Annotated in this window: 16 protein-coding genes; 2 read left to right on the forward strand and 14 right to left on the reverse strand. The window is 69.4% G+C overall.

The genetic code is table 11. The annotated features are described in order from the left end of the window. Positions 1 to 15: 15 nt before the first annotated feature. Together JT720_RS03680 and JT720_RS03685 are read left to right on the forward strand one after the other, a co-directional pair. Positions 16 to 969, forward strand: a complete 954-nt coding sequence (locus JT720_RS03680; protein ID WP_205479435.1) for an MlaD family protein — start codon at positions 16 to 18, stop codon at positions 967 to 969. Further along, the gene (locus JT720_RS03685) at positions 969 to 1,553 is read left to right on the forward strand and encodes an ABC-type transport auxiliary lipoprotein family protein (RefSeq protein WP_205479438.1); all 585 of its coding nucleotides are present in this window, start codon (positions 969 to 971) and stop codon (positions 1,551 to 1,553) included. The genes JT720_RS03680 and JT720_RS03685 overlap by 1 nt, the downstream gene beginning before the upstream one ends. On the opposite strand, the gene pepN is transcribed toward JT720_RS03685, so the two are convergent. The 14 genes from pepN to gspE are packed head-to-tail and all read right to left on the reverse strand — an operon-like array spanning position 1,554 to position 14,739. Continuing rightward, entirely contained in the window at positions 1,554 to 4,139 is a 2,586-nt protein-coding gene (gene pepN / locus JT720_RS03690; protein WP_205479440.1) for an aminopeptidase N, read from the reverse strand. It abuts the gene before it with no gap. A 10-nt stretch (positions 4,140 to 4,149) separates the two neighbouring features. After that, positions 4,150 to 5,079, reverse strand: coding sequence for an EamA family transporter (locus JT720_RS03695; RefSeq protein WP_205479441.1), 930 nt, complete (start codon positions 5,077 to 5,079; stop codon positions 4,150 to 4,152). Positions 5,080 to 5,086: 7 nt separating this feature from the next. Next, the gene (locus tag JT720_RS03700) at positions 5,087 to 6,088 is read right to left on the reverse strand and encodes a threonine aldolase family protein (RefSeq protein ID WP_205479442.1); all 1,002 of its coding nucleotides are present in this window, start codon (positions 6,086 to 6,088) and stop codon (positions 5,087 to 5,089) included. Positions 6,089 to 6,114: 26 nt separating this feature from the next. Continuing rightward, positions 6,115 to 6,870: a prepilin peptidase gene (locus JT720_RS03705; RefSeq protein WP_205479443.1), complete on the reverse strand. Its 756-nt coding sequence runs from the start codon at positions 6,868 to 6,870 to the stop codon at positions 6,115 to 6,117. Continuing rightward, the gene (gene gspN, locus JT720_RS03710) at positions 6,867 to 7,571 is read right to left on the reverse strand and encodes a type II secretion system protein N (RefSeq protein ID WP_205479444.1); all 705 of its coding nucleotides are present in this window, start codon (positions 7,569 to 7,571) and stop codon (positions 6,867 to 6,869) included. The genes JT720_RS03705 and gspN overlap by 4 nt, the downstream gene beginning before the upstream one ends. 2 nt (positions 7,572 to 7,573) lie before the next feature. After that, positions 7,574 to 8,047: a type II secretion system protein GspM gene (gene gspM, locus JT720_RS03715; RefSeq protein WP_205479445.1), complete on the reverse strand. Its 474-nt coding sequence runs from the start codon at positions 8,045 to 8,047 to the stop codon at positions 7,574 to 7,576. Then, a complete protein-coding gene (gene gspL, locus JT720_RS03720; RefSeq protein WP_205479447.1) occupies positions 8,044 to 9,162 on the reverse strand; it encodes a type II secretion system protein GspL in 1,119 nt (372 codons plus the stop codon). The genes gspM and gspL overlap by 4 nt, the downstream gene beginning before the upstream one ends. Then, positions 9,159 to 10,139: a type II secretion system minor pseudopilin GspK gene (gene gspK, locus JT720_RS03725; protein WP_336511932.1), complete on the reverse strand. Its 981-nt coding sequence runs from the start codon at positions 10,137 to 10,139 to the stop codon at positions 9,159 to 9,161. Before gspK ends, gspL begins: the two co-directional genes overlap by 4 nt. After that, positions 10,136 to 10,804 carry a type II secretion system minor pseudopilin GspJ gene (gspJ, locus tag JT720_RS03730; protein ID WP_205479449.1) on the reverse strand — a complete coding sequence of 223 codons (669 nt, stop codon included), beginning with the start codon at positions 10,802 to 10,804 and terminating at the stop codon, positions 10,136 to 10,138. Before gspJ ends, gspK begins: the two co-directional genes overlap by 4 nt. Next, positions 10,801 to 11,163, reverse strand: a complete 363-nt coding sequence (gspI, locus tag JT720_RS03735) for a type II secretion system minor pseudopilin GspI (RefSeq protein WP_205479451.1) — start codon at positions 11,161 to 11,163, stop codon at positions 10,801 to 10,803. Before gspI ends, gspJ begins: the two co-directional genes overlap by 4 nt. After that, entirely contained in the window at positions 11,160 to 11,591 is a 432-nt protein-coding gene (locus JT720_RS03740; RefSeq protein WP_205480151.1) for a GspH/FimT family pseudopilin, read from the reverse strand. The genes gspI and JT720_RS03740 overlap by 4 nt, the downstream gene beginning before the upstream one ends. A 9-nt stretch (positions 11,592 to 11,600) precedes the next feature. Continuing rightward, positions 11,601 to 12,044, reverse strand: coding sequence for a type II secretion system major pseudopilin GspG (gene gspG / locus JT720_RS03745; RefSeq protein WP_336511933.1), 444 nt, complete (start codon positions 12,042 to 12,044; stop codon positions 11,601 to 11,603). Between the two features lie 3 nt (positions 12,045 to 12,047). Continuing rightward, positions 12,048 to 13,274, reverse strand: a complete 1,227-nt coding sequence (gene gspF, locus JT720_RS03750) for a type II secretion system inner membrane protein GspF (RefSeq protein ID WP_205479453.1) — start codon at positions 13,272 to 13,274, stop codon at positions 12,048 to 12,050. Further along, a complete protein-coding gene (gene gspE / locus JT720_RS03755; protein ID WP_205480153.1) occupies positions 13,267 to 14,739 on the reverse strand; it encodes a type II secretion system ATPase GspE in 1,473 nt (490 codons plus the stop codon). Before gspE ends, gspF begins: the two co-directional genes overlap by 8 nt. Positions 14,740 to 14,807 lie beyond the last annotated feature (68 nt).

Here is a 14,807-nt window from a genome sequence, read left to right on the forward strand (position 1 = left end):
GAGCTCGGAGCGTAGATGGAAACCCGTTCCAACCATGTGCTGGTCGGCACCGTGGTGCTGGCCCTGCTCATCGGGCTGTTGCTCTTCTCGGTCTGGCTGGTCGGCTTCAACACCGAGCGGCGGCGCTGTTTCGACGTGTATTTCAGCCAGGGTGTGGGCGGTCTCAACCGGGGATCGAACGTCAGCTACAATGGCGTGCCGGTCGGCCAGATTACGCAGATCTCGCTGCTGCCGAAGCGGCCCGAATTCGTCTGGGTGCGGATCGAGGTCGATGAGCAGACCCCGGTTCTCCAGGGGACGACCGCCCAGATCCGGGGCGTGGGCTTCACCGGGGTCAGCGAAATCCAGCTGGAGGGCGCGGCCTCCGGAGCGCAGCCGCTCAGCCGGCCGGGTCCCCAGGGCTGTCCAGTCATTCCGGCGTCTGCCGGTGGGCTCGGAGCGCTGCTGAACAGCGCGCCGGAACTGCTGGATCGCATCCAGCGGCTTACCGAGCGGCTGACGGAGCTGCTGAGCGACCGCAACCAGAACGCCATCTCGGACATCCTCGAGAACGTGCAGCGCACGTCGGAAGTGCTGGCGCAGCGCGCGCCGGAGATCGCGGACACCATGGGTGACGTGCGCATCGCGGCTCGCAACGCGGGCATCGCGGCCGAAAAGGCGGGGCGGCTGATCGACAGCAGCAACCAGCTGGTCAACGAGGATGTCCGTCCGGCGGCCGCGGACCTGCGCCGGACCATGGCGTCGGTGGAGCGGACGACCGCCAACCTCGACGCCCTGCTCGCCGATGCGCGGCCGGGCGTTCAAAACCTCACCAAGACGACGCTGCCCGAGGCCAACCGCCTGGTTCGCGACCTGCGCGAGCTGACGGCGAACCTCGAGGGCTTCAGCCAGCGGCTGGACCAGGGCGGCGTCAGCGGGGTGCTGGGTTCGCCCAAGCTGCCCGACCACAAGCCAGGAAAGACCCGCTGATGCGTGCCCCACGCCTTCTTCTGCCGCTTGCACTGGTCACGGCGCTGGCCGGCTGCTTCGGTGGAGCCAAGGTCCCAGACGCGCTGCTGACCCTCACGCCGACGGCAGCCGCGCCGGCCGAGTTGACGCGTTCCGCCGCCGCCGGGGAGGCAGTGACCATCGAGGTTCCAGTGACCCCGCAGGAGCTCAATCAGGTGCGTGTTCCGGCGCTGGAGGGGCCGAGCTCGGTGACCTATATCCAGGACCTGCAATGGGTCGACCGGCCCAGCCGCATGTTCCAGCAGCTGCTGACCGAGACGCTGAAGCGGACCACGAATCGCGTTGTGCTGGACCCCAAGCAGTCGGCACTCGACCCCGGCCTGCGCGTGACCGGCACGCTTCAGCGGATGGGCTATGACGCGACCACCGGACAGGTGGTGGTGATCTACGATGCGGCGCTGTCCACGGCAGGGGGAGCGAGGGTTGAGACCCGCCGCTTCCAGGCCACTGCCCCGGCGGCAGGCACCGCAGCGACCGTGGGCCCCGCGATCAACCAGGCGGCCAACCAGGTCGCGGTGCAGGTGGCAAGCTGGATCGGCGGCTGATCAGCCGAGGCTCTTGCTCGCCTGCTCAAACACGTCCTTGCTGAGGCCCGGGGCAGCCAGGATCCGCTCCAGCGCTTCCCGCATCTTCGCCGCGCGGACCGGCTCCAGTTTCCGCCACCGACCCAAGGGTGCCACGAAGCGCGCGGCCGTCTGCGGATTGATGGCATCGGCGCGGACGATGATGTCGGCAAGGAAGTCATAGCCGCGGCCGTCCGGCCGGTGGAAGGCGAAGGGCGTGGCCGCGAAGCTTCCCGCCAGCGCCCGCAGTCGGTTGGGATTGGTGAGCGTAAAATCGGGGTGGCCGCCAAGCCGCTCGACCGTGTCGATCGTGTCCGCGCGAGGCGCGGAGGCCTGCACGCCGAACCATTTGTCGATGACCAGCGGGTGATGCTTGAACCTTGCGTAGAAGGCGTCGAGCGCCGCCTGCGCCTCGGGCCCGCCCAACATGGCGAGGACCGCGAGGGCCGACTGGCGCTCGGTCATGGTCTGCGCCTCTTCGAACTGTCGGCTGGCAATTTCCGCGGCGCGAGAGGGATCGCCAGCCGCGATGTAGCCGAGGGTCGCGGCCCGCAGTCGCCGCCGCCCCTTGGCCTCACCGGACAAGCTCGTCGGATCGGCGGTGCTAGCCGTATAATGGTCGGTCAGCTCGCCCAGCAGCGCCTTGCCGACCGCTTCGCGGAACTGGTCCCGCACCGCGTGGATCCGGTCCGGGTCCGAACCTTCGAGCCGCTCGGCAATGAACGTCTCGGACGGGAGCAGCACTGCATCCGCCTTGAAGGCAGGATCGAGTTCGTTGCTCGCCAGGGTCGAGCGGACCGCTGCGATCACCGCTTGTGGAGATGGCTCGCCACCGGCAACCGCTGCCAGCAGGTCGCGCAGCATCAGTTCCTGCACGGCCTCATATCGGGCGAAGCTGTCGGTGTCGGCAATCGCCAATGCCTCGATCTCACCCGCGCGGCGCTCGGCCTGGATGATCACCGGCGCGGAGAAGCCTCGATTGATGGAGAGGTAGGCGGGCTCGTGAACGGCCGCGAAAGGCTCGCATTGCTCGCCTTCGGTCAGCAGGACCAGCCGCTCGGGCGCAACCTCCCGGCCACTCCGGGCACCGATCAGCGCAACCTTGAGCGGGATCACGGCGGGCTGCTTGGTGGGCTGGCCGGGTGTCGGCGGGACCAGCTGCTGCAGGTGGAGGGCGGCCTTGCCATGATGCTGTTCCAGCCGCGCCTTCACCGTCGGCGTGCCTGCCTGCGAGTACCACAGGCGGAACTGGGTGAGGTCGATGCCGCTCGCGTCCTCCATCGCCTTGACGAAGTCTTCGCAGGTGACCGCCTGCCCGTCATGCCGTTCGAAGTAGAGGTCCGCTCCCTTGCGGTAGAGGTCCGGCCCGAGGATGGTCCGCAGCATGCGGATGACCTCCGCGCCCTTGTTGTAGACCGTGGCCGTGTAGAAGTTGGCGATCTCGATATAGCTGTCGGGGCGGATCGGATGCGCCAGCGGGCCGGCATCCTCCGGGAACTGCGCCGCGCGCAGCGTGCGGACCTGGTCGATCCGCTCCACCGCCGGCGAGCCCATGTCCTCGCTGAAGCTCTGGTCACGGAAGACCGTCAGCCCTTCCTTGAGGCTGAGCTGGAACCAGTCGCGGCAGGTGACACGGTTGCCCGACCAGTTGTGGAAGTATTCGTGCGCGACCACTGCGGCGATGGCGTCGAAGTCGGCGTCGCTGGCGGTTTCCTGGTCGGCTAGGATGTACCGCGAGTTGAAGATGTTGAGGCCCTTGTTCTCCATCGCGCCGAAGTTGAAGTCGGCGACCGCGACGATGTTGAACCGGTCGAGGTCATATTCCCGGCCGTAGGTGCGCTCGTCCCAGGCCATGGCATCCTTCAGCGCCTGCATCGCGTGGCCGGTCCTGGGAAGGTCGCCTTCCCGAACCCAGATCCCGAGCTCGACCTCGCGTCCCGACATGGTGGTGAAGGTGTCGCGATTGGCAACGAGGTCGCCCGCGACCAGCGCGAACAGATAGCAGGGCTTGGGGAACGGGTCCTCCAACACGGTCCAGTGGGTGCCGTTCTCGGCCTCCCCGCTGTCCACCGGATTGCCGTTGGCCAGCAGGACGGGAAAGCGGCTCTTGTCCGCGCTCACCCGCACGCGGTAGCGCGAGAGGACGTCGGGCCGGTCGGGGAAGAAGGTGATTCGGCGGAAGCCCTCGGCCTCGCACTGCGTGCACAGCAGTCCGCCGGACGCGTAGAGCCCCATCAGCTGGCTGTTCTTCTCCGGACAGATCGCAACCTCGGTCTCGACGACCGCACGGTCGGCCGAAAGCGGTACGATCAGTGCAGGTCCGTCCATGCTGAACGCCGCCTCGGCGCCATCCACACGCACCGCCAATGGAGTCAGCTCGTCGCCGTCCAGCCGCAGCGGTCGATCGTGCGTCCCATTGCGCTCGACCGAAAGCCGCGCCCGAACGATCGTGCGTGCTGGATCGAGTTCGAAGTCGAGTTCGATCGTGGGGACCAGCCAGTCGGGCGGGCGATAGTCCCGACGCTGGATGGCGGGAGGAGCGGCGAGGGCGAGGCGGGCATCCAACATGCCGCCGGACTTAGTCAGCCGGCGGCGGAGCGGCAACCTGACGCCGGCTCATCAGCGCGAGCACCATGCCGCCGATCGCGAGCGCGGCTCCGCTGGCCGACAGGAGAGTCCAGTCATAGCCCTCGAACAGGGTCGAGAGGGCCATGGCGACGATCGGCACCAGTGCCGAGGAATAGGCTGCACGGCCGGGCCCGATCTTGCGGACCACCGGAAAGTAGAGGCTGAAGCACAGCGCCGAAGCCAGCACCGCCAGGTACACCAGCCCCGCCAAGTAGGACCAGGTCCACTCGAAGGTGGGCTGGCCGGCGATGGTCAGCGCCAATGCTCCGTCGGCGACGGCCCCAACGGTCATCGCCCAGGCGAGCATCGTCAGGATGGGGATGTGACGGACCTTCTCGGTCGCCTGCAGCACGTTCGACACGGATGCGCCCATGATGCCGATCAGCGTGAACCCGATGCCCGCCAGCACCGCCGTCCCGCTGGCCTGATCGCGCAGCAACTCCTGGTAGAAGAGCAGGCCTATGCCCGCGATTGCGATGGCCGAGCAGGCGAGAAAGCGTCCGCCAGGCCGCTGGCCGAGCATGACCCACGCCAGCAAGGAGTTGGGGATGAGCAGGAGCGCGAAGACCGTGGCGACGAGGCCGGAGGTGATGAAATGCTCCGCCACATAGACAGCATTGAAGTTCACGCAGAACTGAAAGACGCCAATGGTCCCGACGGCCAGCCAGTCCTGCCGGCCCAGGGTCAAGGGCTCACCCTTCCAGGCCGCGATCGCGAACATGGCCGCAGCCGCGATGACGAAGCGGTAGGTTACGGACCATTGCGGGGCGACCGTGCCGAGCTGGTCGCGAATGACGATCCAGGTCGATCCCCAGATCAGGGTGAAGATGATGAAGGGCAGGATTACGCCGTGAACCGGCCTGCCGTCGACGCCTTTCACTTGCCGGTCAAAGTGCGCGGATCGCGGTGGCGAGGCGGTCGACCGCCGCGAGATCCTGGTCCCAGCTCGTCACCAGGCGGGCTTCGCCGACGCCCCAGTCGTAGAAGTCATAGCCCTGCTGGCGGAGGCTCGCCGCCTCCTCCGCGGTGAGCCGCAGGAATACCTCGTTGGCCTGGACCGGATGGACGAGGCGATCGCCGGCCGCGTCGGCCAGGCGGGTCGCCGCTTCGTTTGCCGCGCGGGCATTGGTCAGCCAGATCTCCTCGTCCAGCATGGCCAGCAGCTGGGCGGCCATGTAGCGACCCTTGCTCAGCAGGTGGCCGGCGCGCTTGCGGCGGCGAAGAACGCTGTCGGCAAGGTCCCGGTCGAACAGGATCAGCGCCTCGGTCGAAAGCCCCCCGTTCTTGACGAAGCCGAAGCTGAGCGCATCGACCCCGGCGCGCCAGGTGAGATCGGCGGGCGACGCGCCGGTGGAGACCACCGCATTGGCGAAGCGTGCGCCGTCCAGGTGGAAAGCGAGCTTATGAGTGTGCGCGAACTCGCCGAGGGCAGCGGTCTCCTCGGGAGTATAGACCAATCCATATTCGCTGGCGTTCGTGATGCTCAGCGCATTGGGCTGGGTCTGGTGGACGTCGGCCCGGATGCGTCCGCGTGCTTCGGCGACGGCATCCACCGTCAGCTTGGCACCCGGGCCATCGACCAGCAGCAGCTTCGCCCCGCCGCTGAAGAACTCCGGCGCCCCCGCCTCGTCGACATTGATGTGTGCCTCCCGGTGACACAGCACGCCGCCGTAGGATGGAACCATCGCCGCGAGGGCGAGGCAGTTGGCGGCCGTTCCGGTGGTCACCCACAGGGCGGTCACCTCCGTCTCGAACAGGTCGGAGAAGGCGCCGTCCAGCTTCCGGCTCAAGGCGTCACTGTCGTAGGCGGTGTCCAGCGTGTTGGCGGCGATCATCGCCTCGAGGACCGCCGGGTGCGCGGCCGCTGCATTGTCGGAGAAGAAGCGCATGATTGCGGCCCCTTGGCCCTGCTCGGCTAGCCGGTCAACGCACTTCCGGCGCGTGCGAGCGAAACCGCGGCCACCAACCAGGCGCTGACCGCCAGCATGGTTCCGAACGGCAGTCTCCGCGTGGCCCGGAGCCCACCAGGGATCGCGATGGCCAGGCCGGTGAGCGCCGCAACCAGCAGCACTGGAGGCAGGGCGGCCCAGCCCAGCCAGAGGCCGATGGCGCCGAGGAGCTTCGGATCCCCCCCGCCCAGCCCTTCCCGGCCGCGCACGCGCCGGTAGAGCCAGGCCAAAGCCCAGAGACTTGCCAGACCGCTGATCCCGCCGAGAAGTCGGTCTGTAAGGTCGGCAATGCCCAGGGTTCCGCCAAGCAGCAGCCCCGCTGCGGCCAGCACCAGCGTCAATCGATCCGGCAGCCAGAAGTGCCGCCAGTCAAGCAGCGCCAGGGGCAGGAGGAGCCATCCGAACAGGGAGAGGATCCCGCCCTGCAGCCATGTCGGAGCAAGGATGAGGCTGCCCATCCCGATGGCGGCCGCTGCCGCCTCGACCCGCCAATGGAGTGGGTCGATGCGCGTACCGCAGGTCCGGCAGCGTCCGGCACTGGCGAGTGCGCTCAGCAACGGGACGAGTTCGGTTGGGCTCAGGGTGCGGCCGCAAGCGTCGCAGCGGGAGCGGCCGACGCTGGCGCTCTCCTGGCGGCCCCAGCGCTGCACCAGGGTGGCGAGATAGCTGCCGACGATCGCTCCACCCGCGCCGCCCAGCAGCACGGCAAGAACGCTGCTCAAAGCGCGCCGGACATGCTGAGGGAGGTGCCCTCCGGACCATTCTGGAAACCAATCAGGCCGAGCCCCGCGGCAACGGTCGGCGGCAGTCCACGCAGGGTCATAAAGGCGCGGTAGCGTCCGTTCTCGGACAGCAGGACCTCCAGTGTCTCGCGGCCCGTCTCGCTCGCCAGTCGCGCGCGGACGCGCTGGCCCTCGCAGCTGACGGGTCCGGTCAGGGCCTTTGTCAGGTTGAGGCCGCCGAGCCGGGCACCTGCCGCTGCGCTGACCTCGCCCTCCGCTTTCATGCAGGCTCCGTCGTGGAACAGAATCGTGACCTGCCGGAACTCCAGCGCATCCACCGGAACGGGAGCCAGCAGGCTGGCGGTCGCCAGTCGGCCGGTCAACTGCTCCACCCCATGCGAACCGCCGCCGCTTCTCAGCGTTCCCTCCAACGGCCCCTGCAGATCGTCACGGCGCTGGAAGCGCAAGGCGGTGCGACCGAGCAGGAGCGGACCGGGGCGCAACTGGACGTCGAAGGTGCCGAGCGCTTGCCGACCGAGCGACAAATCGCCGATGCGGCCATCCCAGATCGATCCGCTGACCGCCCGCGCGGTGAGGCCGAGCTTCGGCAAGTCGGCGGCGTCGAGGGCAAGGCGCAGCGGGAAGAACAGCACCAGCAGCGCGATGCCGGCCGCGGCCGTCCAGAGAATCCAGCGGAACATGGCTACCGCCTGGGCCGCGCGAGCACGGCGGAGAGCGAGGCGGTCCCTTGAGCGACGGGCGTCATCCTCAAGTCCTGGACGACGAAGCCCTGCTGTTCCAGCACGCGCAGCCAGCCGATGATCACGCGCGGGTCCCCGTTCGGGATCGTCACCGCAACGCGGTCGCGGCCCTGAGGGGTCGCGGACCCCAGAGTCAGTCCCGCATTCGCCGCAGCTTCCCCGACGTAAGCGGACATGTCCCCAGCCGGCGTAGCCACGGGCCGCGCTGCGCCCTTGAGCCCCTCCACCGCCGCCAGGGCACGGGCATGGCGCTCCACGGCGGCCTCGTGCCGTTCACGAGCGTCGTCGAGCGCGGAGCTGACCGGACGCCAGATGGCGAGCCAGAGGAAGATGGACAGGGCAATGGCGAGCATCGCCAGGATCAAGCGCTGTTCGCGGCTGCTGCGCCCCTGATACCATGACAGAATCTGGCTCATGCGGCGCTCTTCACCGTGATCTCGGCGAGTTGGCGGCCGTCGGCTCCGGTTCTTGGAACGGCAGTGACCCGGTAGCCGCTGCGCTGCAGACCGAGCAGGACCCGGTTGATTTCCTCGGGGCGGCTCGCGGCGAGCGTGGCGCTCAGCGTTCCGTCGCCCTGCCAGCCGAGCACCGTGGCGGTTACCGCCGGGTCGGCTTGCATCTGCTGATAAAGCGAGGCGAGCGGGGCGGACAGGGCTCCCGCTGCTCCGCCCGAGCGTGCGGCCACCAAGTCCAGCTCGGCAAGGGCGGCCTCCGCTGTCACCGGTCGGCCGAGCGCGGCACTGGCGACTTCCACTGTTTCGCGGTCGAGCCGGTCGCTGTTCCGGTTCAGCCGGACCAGCGAGATGATCGCGGCCAGCAGCGCCAGCAAGGGAATGCAGGCCGCGAGCAGCAGCAACTCCCTTGCGCGCCCGCGATCCAGGCCCCAGCCGCGCCGCGCTGCGAAACGACCGGAGCGGAGGTTGAGCGGCTTGCGTCGGGCAAGCCGGACCAGCGCGGCCTCGACTTCGTCCGCCGGCACGCGCCGCACGCGATCGTCCCCGATCAGCGCCTCGGACAAGCCCTCCTCATAGGGAAAGCGCAGGTGGCCGCGGCCGACCAGATGCTCCGTGCCGAGCCGCGCGTCGATCCAGTCCTCGTCCGACGCTGGCAGGAGCAACAGGGAGGGCACGATGGCGTGTAGGTCGTGACCGCAGGAACGGCACCATAAGAGCCAGGCGTCGATCACCTCCGCCGACACGATCGCGGCGAGCGCGTGGCGGCGTTCCCCTTCTCCTTCCACGCACGCCACGACGTGGACGTCCGCCGCGTCGCTGGCACTGGCCTCCCGCGCAGAGGCGGCAGCGACGGCCGATGCCTGTCGATCGGTCGCGCCGACCGGCTCCGAGCTGACTAAGCTCACCGCGCCTGCAGAGGCCAGGCCGATCAGCTCGGCGCCCGGCTCCGCTGCCCACTGCACCCAGCGGCTGTCATCGCCGCATTCGGTGATCTCGCCGTCCGCGATCCGCCACCACCATGTGTCGGACGCGTCCGGTTGCGGATGTTCGGGAAGGAGCAGGACCAGCTGGGTCAACCGACCACGCTCCAGTCGCGGCGAAGCACATGCACGCGTTCGTCGCGGAACTGCAGGAGCGCGGTCTCCCCGACCGCGTCGTCGCCGTCGCTGACCCAGGCCTCTAACCGGAAGAAGGAGGTGCGGACCTGCACCTGCGAAGCGGCTTCGCCGCTGGCCTCGGCCGACTTGAGCGCTGGCGAGTTCCAGAAGGCTTCCACGTTTGGGAAGCCCGATGCGGGCCGCGATCGGAGCGCCGCGCGCGCCTGCTCGACGGTCAGCCGCTCGGGGATCAGCATGGCGAGCAGCGGGGCCTGCTCCGCGGTCAGGGTATTCACGTTGAGCGGCGATGCGTCGTGGGTGGGCAGCGCACAGATCCAGGGTCGGAGCATGATAGCGATGGCCGGGGTCATGCCGGGGACTTTCCCGAGCTCGCTTTCATGGGCCATGGCGCGGTTCGCCACGAGGTGCCCTTCCCTGTCCTCGGCTCCGGCCGGAAGCGGCAGGCTGTCATGATCGATCCAGTCCGCGGCCGCCGCGGAGATGCGGGTCGCAGCCGTCGGGTCGATGCCAAGGGTGGTCATCAGGGCGCGGAACTGATCCACTGCAGCCGGCCTGACGATCAGCTGTCCCTCCGACGTACGCGCCGCCAGGCTATTGAGGTTGAAGCAATTGCCGCCGTCCCGCACGCGCGCGGTGATCCGTGCGCCGTCCGGCAGTTCGATCGTCCGGGGCGTGTCCTGCCAGTTGCCGGCAAGGGTCGTCCGTTCCGGACTGCTGGCCAGCATGTCCTCCATCCGCACCACCGCAAGCTCCTCGGCCATGCCGAGCCAGCGTCGAGCCTGCCCCGCTTCCATGACGTTGCCGCTCAGCCGGGTGGCGAGCGCCAGGCGATCGAGGGCCGTGGCTGAGACGGTCGCCATCACGGCGACCAGCAGGAAGACGGTCAGGAGCGCGGCGCCGCGTTCCCGCGATGGGCCGAGCGGGCGCGGGATCACCACCGGGCTCCGGTCGCCTGGCGCTCGGCTGCCGAACCGTCGTCGGGCTCGGACGGCTGGCCCGTTCGGTCCGGCTCGGCCTGCCTGGGCGCAGCAGGCACGCGCGGGAGCGCCGCGACCACCCGATACGCCGGTTCACCTTGCCGCTTCACGACCAACTCGACGGCGGCTGGAAGCGGGGGTTCGGACGGACCTGGTGCCCAGCTGCCGTGCCATTCGCCCGATGCAGCGCGGTAGCGGAAGCTCGCCCGTTCCACGCCCGTGAGCAGCGGCGTCGCAGCACCGTCCCACTCGCCATCGATTGCCTCGCTCCCAGCGCGCTGCAGCGCACCGCCGGAGACCTGCCAGGTGACGGCCTGCAAGGCGGAGGCCCCGTCAGGAGCCGTCCACCCACCCCGAACCAGCCGCAACGCGCGCTCATCGCCCGAAAACGCCGGCCGGACCGAGCCGCCCGCGTCCCGGCTGGGCCGATCGAGCGCCTGGGCGAGGTCGCTGGCGAGGAGCAGGCGGAGCCGTTCGCTGGCGGCGAGATCGGCGAGCTTGGCTCCGACCACCTCCTGCGTATCGACGCTGCTGCGCAACAGGCCCACGCCCGCGCTCGCCAGCAGCGCGAAGATGACCAGCGCCACCAACATCTCGACCAAGGTGAAGCCCCGCTGGTTCATGCCACGCGCTTGATCAGGGTTAGGCGCGCGCGACCGGCGGCACCGAGTTCGGTAACGAGGAGATCGACACGGACCAAGCGGCGGTCGGCGGTGGGACTGGCCTGCTGCTGGACGGAAAAGCGCCGGCCGCCATTGTCGACCAGCCGGGTGACTCGGCCCAGCGGCGGCGGGGCCGGGTCGGTCTGGACCAGTGCCGCTTCGTTCTGCGCCACCAGCTCCGCCGCGGTCCGGGCGGCGAGGTCCGCCGTGGTGCCCACCGCCACCGCATCAAGCCGCAGCAGGGCCAGCGCCGCGAGCCCGAACACCGCGAGCGCGACAAGCATCTCCAGCAGCGTGAAGCCGTTCTCGCGGGGGCTCATTGCACCTCCACGTCGCCGTTGGAGCCGATGCGCACCGTCGCAAGCCGCGTGCCGCTGACGAGCCGCACTTCCAGTGCGCGGTCCGGCAGGCCGATGCTGTCGAAGCGCAGCCTCGCCTGGCGCTGGACGGCCGCCTCCACATCGCGGCCCCAATCCGCTTGCGCCAGCGGCGGCGCATCGACGGGCTGCCACTCGGTCCCGCGCAATTGCTCGAAGCCGTAGCCGGAGGGGCTCACCCACAGGCCGGTCGGCCGGCCGGTCAGCACGGCCGTGTCGCGCGCCGCAGCCACTCTCGCGGCGAACCGGCCAGCCGCGTCGCGAGTGCCGGCGCCGCTGGCGGGCAGGGTCATGACGACGCCGGTCGCGAGCAGCGCCATGACGGTGATCACCACCAGCAGCTCGACGAGGGTGAAGCCCTGCTGCCGCATCCGACCCCGTCAGTCCTGTCCTGCGTAGATGTCGGCATTCTCGCCTTCGCCGCCTGCTGCGCCGTCCGCGCCGAGCGAGTAGATGTCGAACGCGCCAGACTTGCCTGGCACCGCCAGCTGGTAAGGCCGGCCCCAGGGATCGTCGGGGAGGTTCTTCACATAGCCTCCGGGGCGATAGTTGGCCGCCGGCGCACCCGCCGGTGCGCTGACGAGCGCCTGAAGACCATCGCCGCCGCTGGGGTAGGAGAGATTGTCGAGCCGGTACATTTCCATGGCCTGGCTCAGCGTCGCGATGTCCGCCTTGGCCTTAGTCACCATCGCCCGATCCTGGCTCGGCAGGACGTTGATCAGCACCACGGTCGCCAGCAGGCCGATGATCACGATGACCACCATCAGCTCGACCAGGGTGAAGCCGTCTTCTTCAGGGCGGCGGCAGGATGATGGGCGAGGCACGGATCAGGCTCCAACAAGCGATTGCAGCTGCAGGATCGGCAGCAGGATGGCGAGCACGATGGTGGCGACCACCGCACCCATGACGATGATGATCAGGGGTTCGAGCAGCGAAAGCACCGTTGCGGTGAAGGTGTCGAAGTCGCGCTCGAGCGTATCGGCGGCGCGTGCCAGCATGGCGTCGAGTTGGCCCGAGCTCTCGCCGGTCGCCGCCAGGTACACCAGCAACGGCGGGAACACCCCGGCGCGGCCGAGCGCGCCCGAAAGGCTGCCGCCACCGCGGATCGCCTCGACCAGCTGTTCGGTGGCGCGGCGCAGCACCCGGTTGTGGACGGTGCCGGCGGTCAGGCGCAGGCCTTCGACCACCGGCAGCCGGCTCTCGATCATGGTGGCGAGCGTCCGCGCCATCCGCGCGGCGTGGAGGTCGCGCAGCAGGCGACCGAGGAACGGCAGCCGCAGCAGCAGGCCGTCGGCCCACAGCCGCACCTCGGGCCGCTTGAGCAGGTACCAGCCGCCGACCGCGCCAAGACCGGCCACGAGCAGCATCACCCACCACCAGCTCGCCAGGAAGGCGCTGATCGCCATGATCGCGCGGGTGAGTAGCGGCAGCTGCTGCCCGACATTGTCGAACTGCTCGACGACGCGCGGCACCACCGCGATCATCAGGGCGGCGACGACCAGCACGGCGACGATCGCCAGAACCACCGGATAGGCCAGCGCTGAGACCAGCTTGCCGCGCATCTCGGCCTGCCGCTCGAGCAGCTTCGCCACGCGCTCCAGGATCTCGCCCAGCGTGCCCGAGCTCTCGCCCGCCGCGACCATGGCGCGATAGAGCGGCGGGAAGCTCCTGGGTTCTCGCGCCAGGGCATCGGCGAGACGCCGGCCTTCGACCACGCCGTCCGCGACCCGGCCGACGATCGCCCGGACATGGTCCGCCTCGCTCTGCCGGGCGATGAGTCGCAGCGCCTCTTCCAGCGGACTGACCTCGGAGATGGTCGCCAGCTGGCGCGTGAAGACGGTGAGCTGCTTGGGACTGAGCTTGCGCCGCTGCCGGGAGAACAAGGCCTGCCCTTTGGCCGGAGCCGTTGGCACGTCCGGACCATCGGCCAGACGCAGCACGTGCAGCTTCTTCGCCTCGAGCTGCGCCCGCGCCCGTTCCCGGCTGTCGGCGGCGAGCTGCCCCCGGCGCTCCTTGCCCCGCGTGTCGACCGCGACATAGGCGAAACTAGGCATTGTCCGCCTCGCGCCGCGACACGCGGATGGCCTCTTCAGGCGTGGTCTCCCCCGCCTGGACCAGGGCCAGCGCGGCGCTCGACAGGGTGGGCGCAGTGGCGAAGGCATGGCGCGCGATCGCCGCCTCGTCAGCGCCCTCGTTGATCAAACGTCGGATCGTGGCATCCACCCGCACCGCCTCGAACACGCCGATGCGACCCGCGAAGCCCGTGCCCTTGCAAGCGCCGCAGCCGACCGCGCGGTAGACGATCGAACCGGTCCGCACGCCCAGCAGCGCCGCCGCTCCCATCTCGGCCGGCACCGCCTCCCGGCAGTCCGGGCACAGCCGCCGCACCAGCCGCTGCGCCACCACCGCCCGCAGGGTCGAGGCGAGCAGGAACGGCTCGACCTTCATGTCGCGCATCCGGGTGATGGCGCCCACCGCATCGTTGGTGTGCACGGTCGACAGGACCAGGTGACCCGTCAGCGACGCCTGGACCGCGATCTCGGCCGTCTCGCGGTCGCGGATTTCGCCGACCATCACCACGTCCGGGTCCTGCCGCAGGATCGCGCGCAGGCCGGTGGCGAAGGTCATCCCGACCTTGGCGTTGACCTGGGTTTGGCCAACTCCGTCGATCGCATATTCGACCGGGTCCTCGACAGTCAGGATGTTGCGGCTGCCGTCGTTCAGCTGGCTGAGGCAGGCATACAGGGTCGTGGTCTTGCCGCTTCCGGTCGGGCCGGTCACGAGGATGATGCCGTTCGGCTCGGCGAGCGCTTCCTTAAGGATGTCCTCGGCCGCACCGCTCAGCCCCGTGCGCTCCAGCTTCAGCCCGGCCTGCTGCTTGTCGAGCAGGCGCAGCACAACCCGCTCGCCCGCCCGGCTCGGCAAGGTCGATACGCGCACGTCGAGCAGCCGCCCGCCCAGTGTGATCCCGATCCTTCCATCCTGCGGCACTCGCCGCTCGGCGATGTCGAGGCGCGCCATGACCTTGATCCGGCTGACCACCACCGGGGCGACATGCGGCGGCATGCGCAGCGTTTCCCGGAGCAGGCCGTCGACCCGCATCCGCACCACCAGCCCGCTCTCGTATGGCTCGATGTGCACGTCGCTGACGCCAAGCCGCACCGCCTCGGCCAGCACGCTGTTGATGAGGCGAATGACCGGTGCGTCGTCGGCGCTGTCGAGCAGGTCTTCGGCGCTCGGCATACCGGCAAGCGAGTCCAGGTCCGCGCCTTCGATCGAACCCGCCAGCCCTGCCGCGCTTTCGTCCATGGCATAGCGCTCGTGCAGCAGCCGGTCGAAGTCAGTCGGGTCGAGGCGGCGAAGCGTGAACGAACAGCCAAGATGCCTGCGCACCTCGATCAGAACGGTCGGGTCGGCTCCCGCACGAAGCGCCACCTCCACCCCGCCGTCGGTATTGGCGATCGCAACCCCATGGGTACGAGCGAAGCCATACGGCAGGTCGGGGAGAGGTGTATCCATGCGGCGCTGCGGCTCGACCGCGGAGGCATCCGCTTCATCGCTGGCTGAGCTGGGCCCCTGCTCGATAT

This window comes from Sphingomonas arenae (genome assembly GCF_016924655.1).
Lineage (GTDB): Bacteria > Pseudomonadota > Alphaproteobacteria > Sphingomonadales > Sphingomonadaceae > Sphingomicrobium > Sphingomicrobium arenae.

Excerpts from the sequence above, each read along its gene's own strand:
- JT720_RS03685 (WP_205479438.1), top strand. The coding sequence starts at position 969 with ATGCGTGCCCCACGCCTTCTTCTGCCGCTTGCACTGGTCACGGCGCTG.
- gspM (WP_205479445.1), bottom strand. The coding sequence starts at position 8,047 with ATGAGCCAGATTCTGTCATGGTATCAGGGGCGCAGCAGCCGCGAACAG.
- JT720_RS03740 (WP_205480151.1), bottom strand. The coding sequence starts at position 11,591 with ATGCGGCAGCAGGGCTTCACCCTCGTCGAGCTGCTGGTGGTGATCACC.
- pepN (WP_205479440.1), bottom strand. The coding sequence starts at position 4,139 with ATGTTGGATGCCCGCCTCGCCCTCGCCGCTCCTCCCGCCATCCAGCGT.
- gspN (WP_205479444.1), bottom strand. The coding sequence starts at position 7,571 with ATGTTCCGCTGGATTCTCTGGACGGCCGCGGCCGGCATCGCGCTGCTG.
- gspE (WP_205480153.1), bottom strand. The coding sequence starts at position 14,739 with ATGGATACACCTCTCCCCGACCTGCCGTATGGCTTCGCTCGTACCCAT.
- gspF (WP_205479453.1), bottom strand. The coding sequence starts at position 13,274 with ATGCCTAGTTTCGCCTATGTCGCGGTCGACACGCGGGGCAAGGAGCGC.
- gspJ (WP_205479449.1), bottom strand. The coding sequence starts at position 10,804 with ATGAACCAGCGGGGCTTCACCTTGGTCGAGATGTTGGTGGCGCTGGTC.
- JT720_RS03680 (WP_205479435.1), top strand. The coding sequence starts at position 16 with ATGGAAACCCGTTCCAACCATGTGCTGGTCGGCACCGTGGTGCTGGCC.
- gspI (WP_205479451.1), bottom strand. The coding sequence starts at position 11,163 with ATGAGCCCCCGCGAGAACGGCTTCACGCTGCTGGAGATGCTTGTCGCG.
- JT720_RS03700 (WP_205479442.1), bottom strand. The coding sequence starts at position 6,088 with ATGCGCTTCTTCTCCGACAATGCAGCGGCCGCGCACCCGGCGGTCCTC.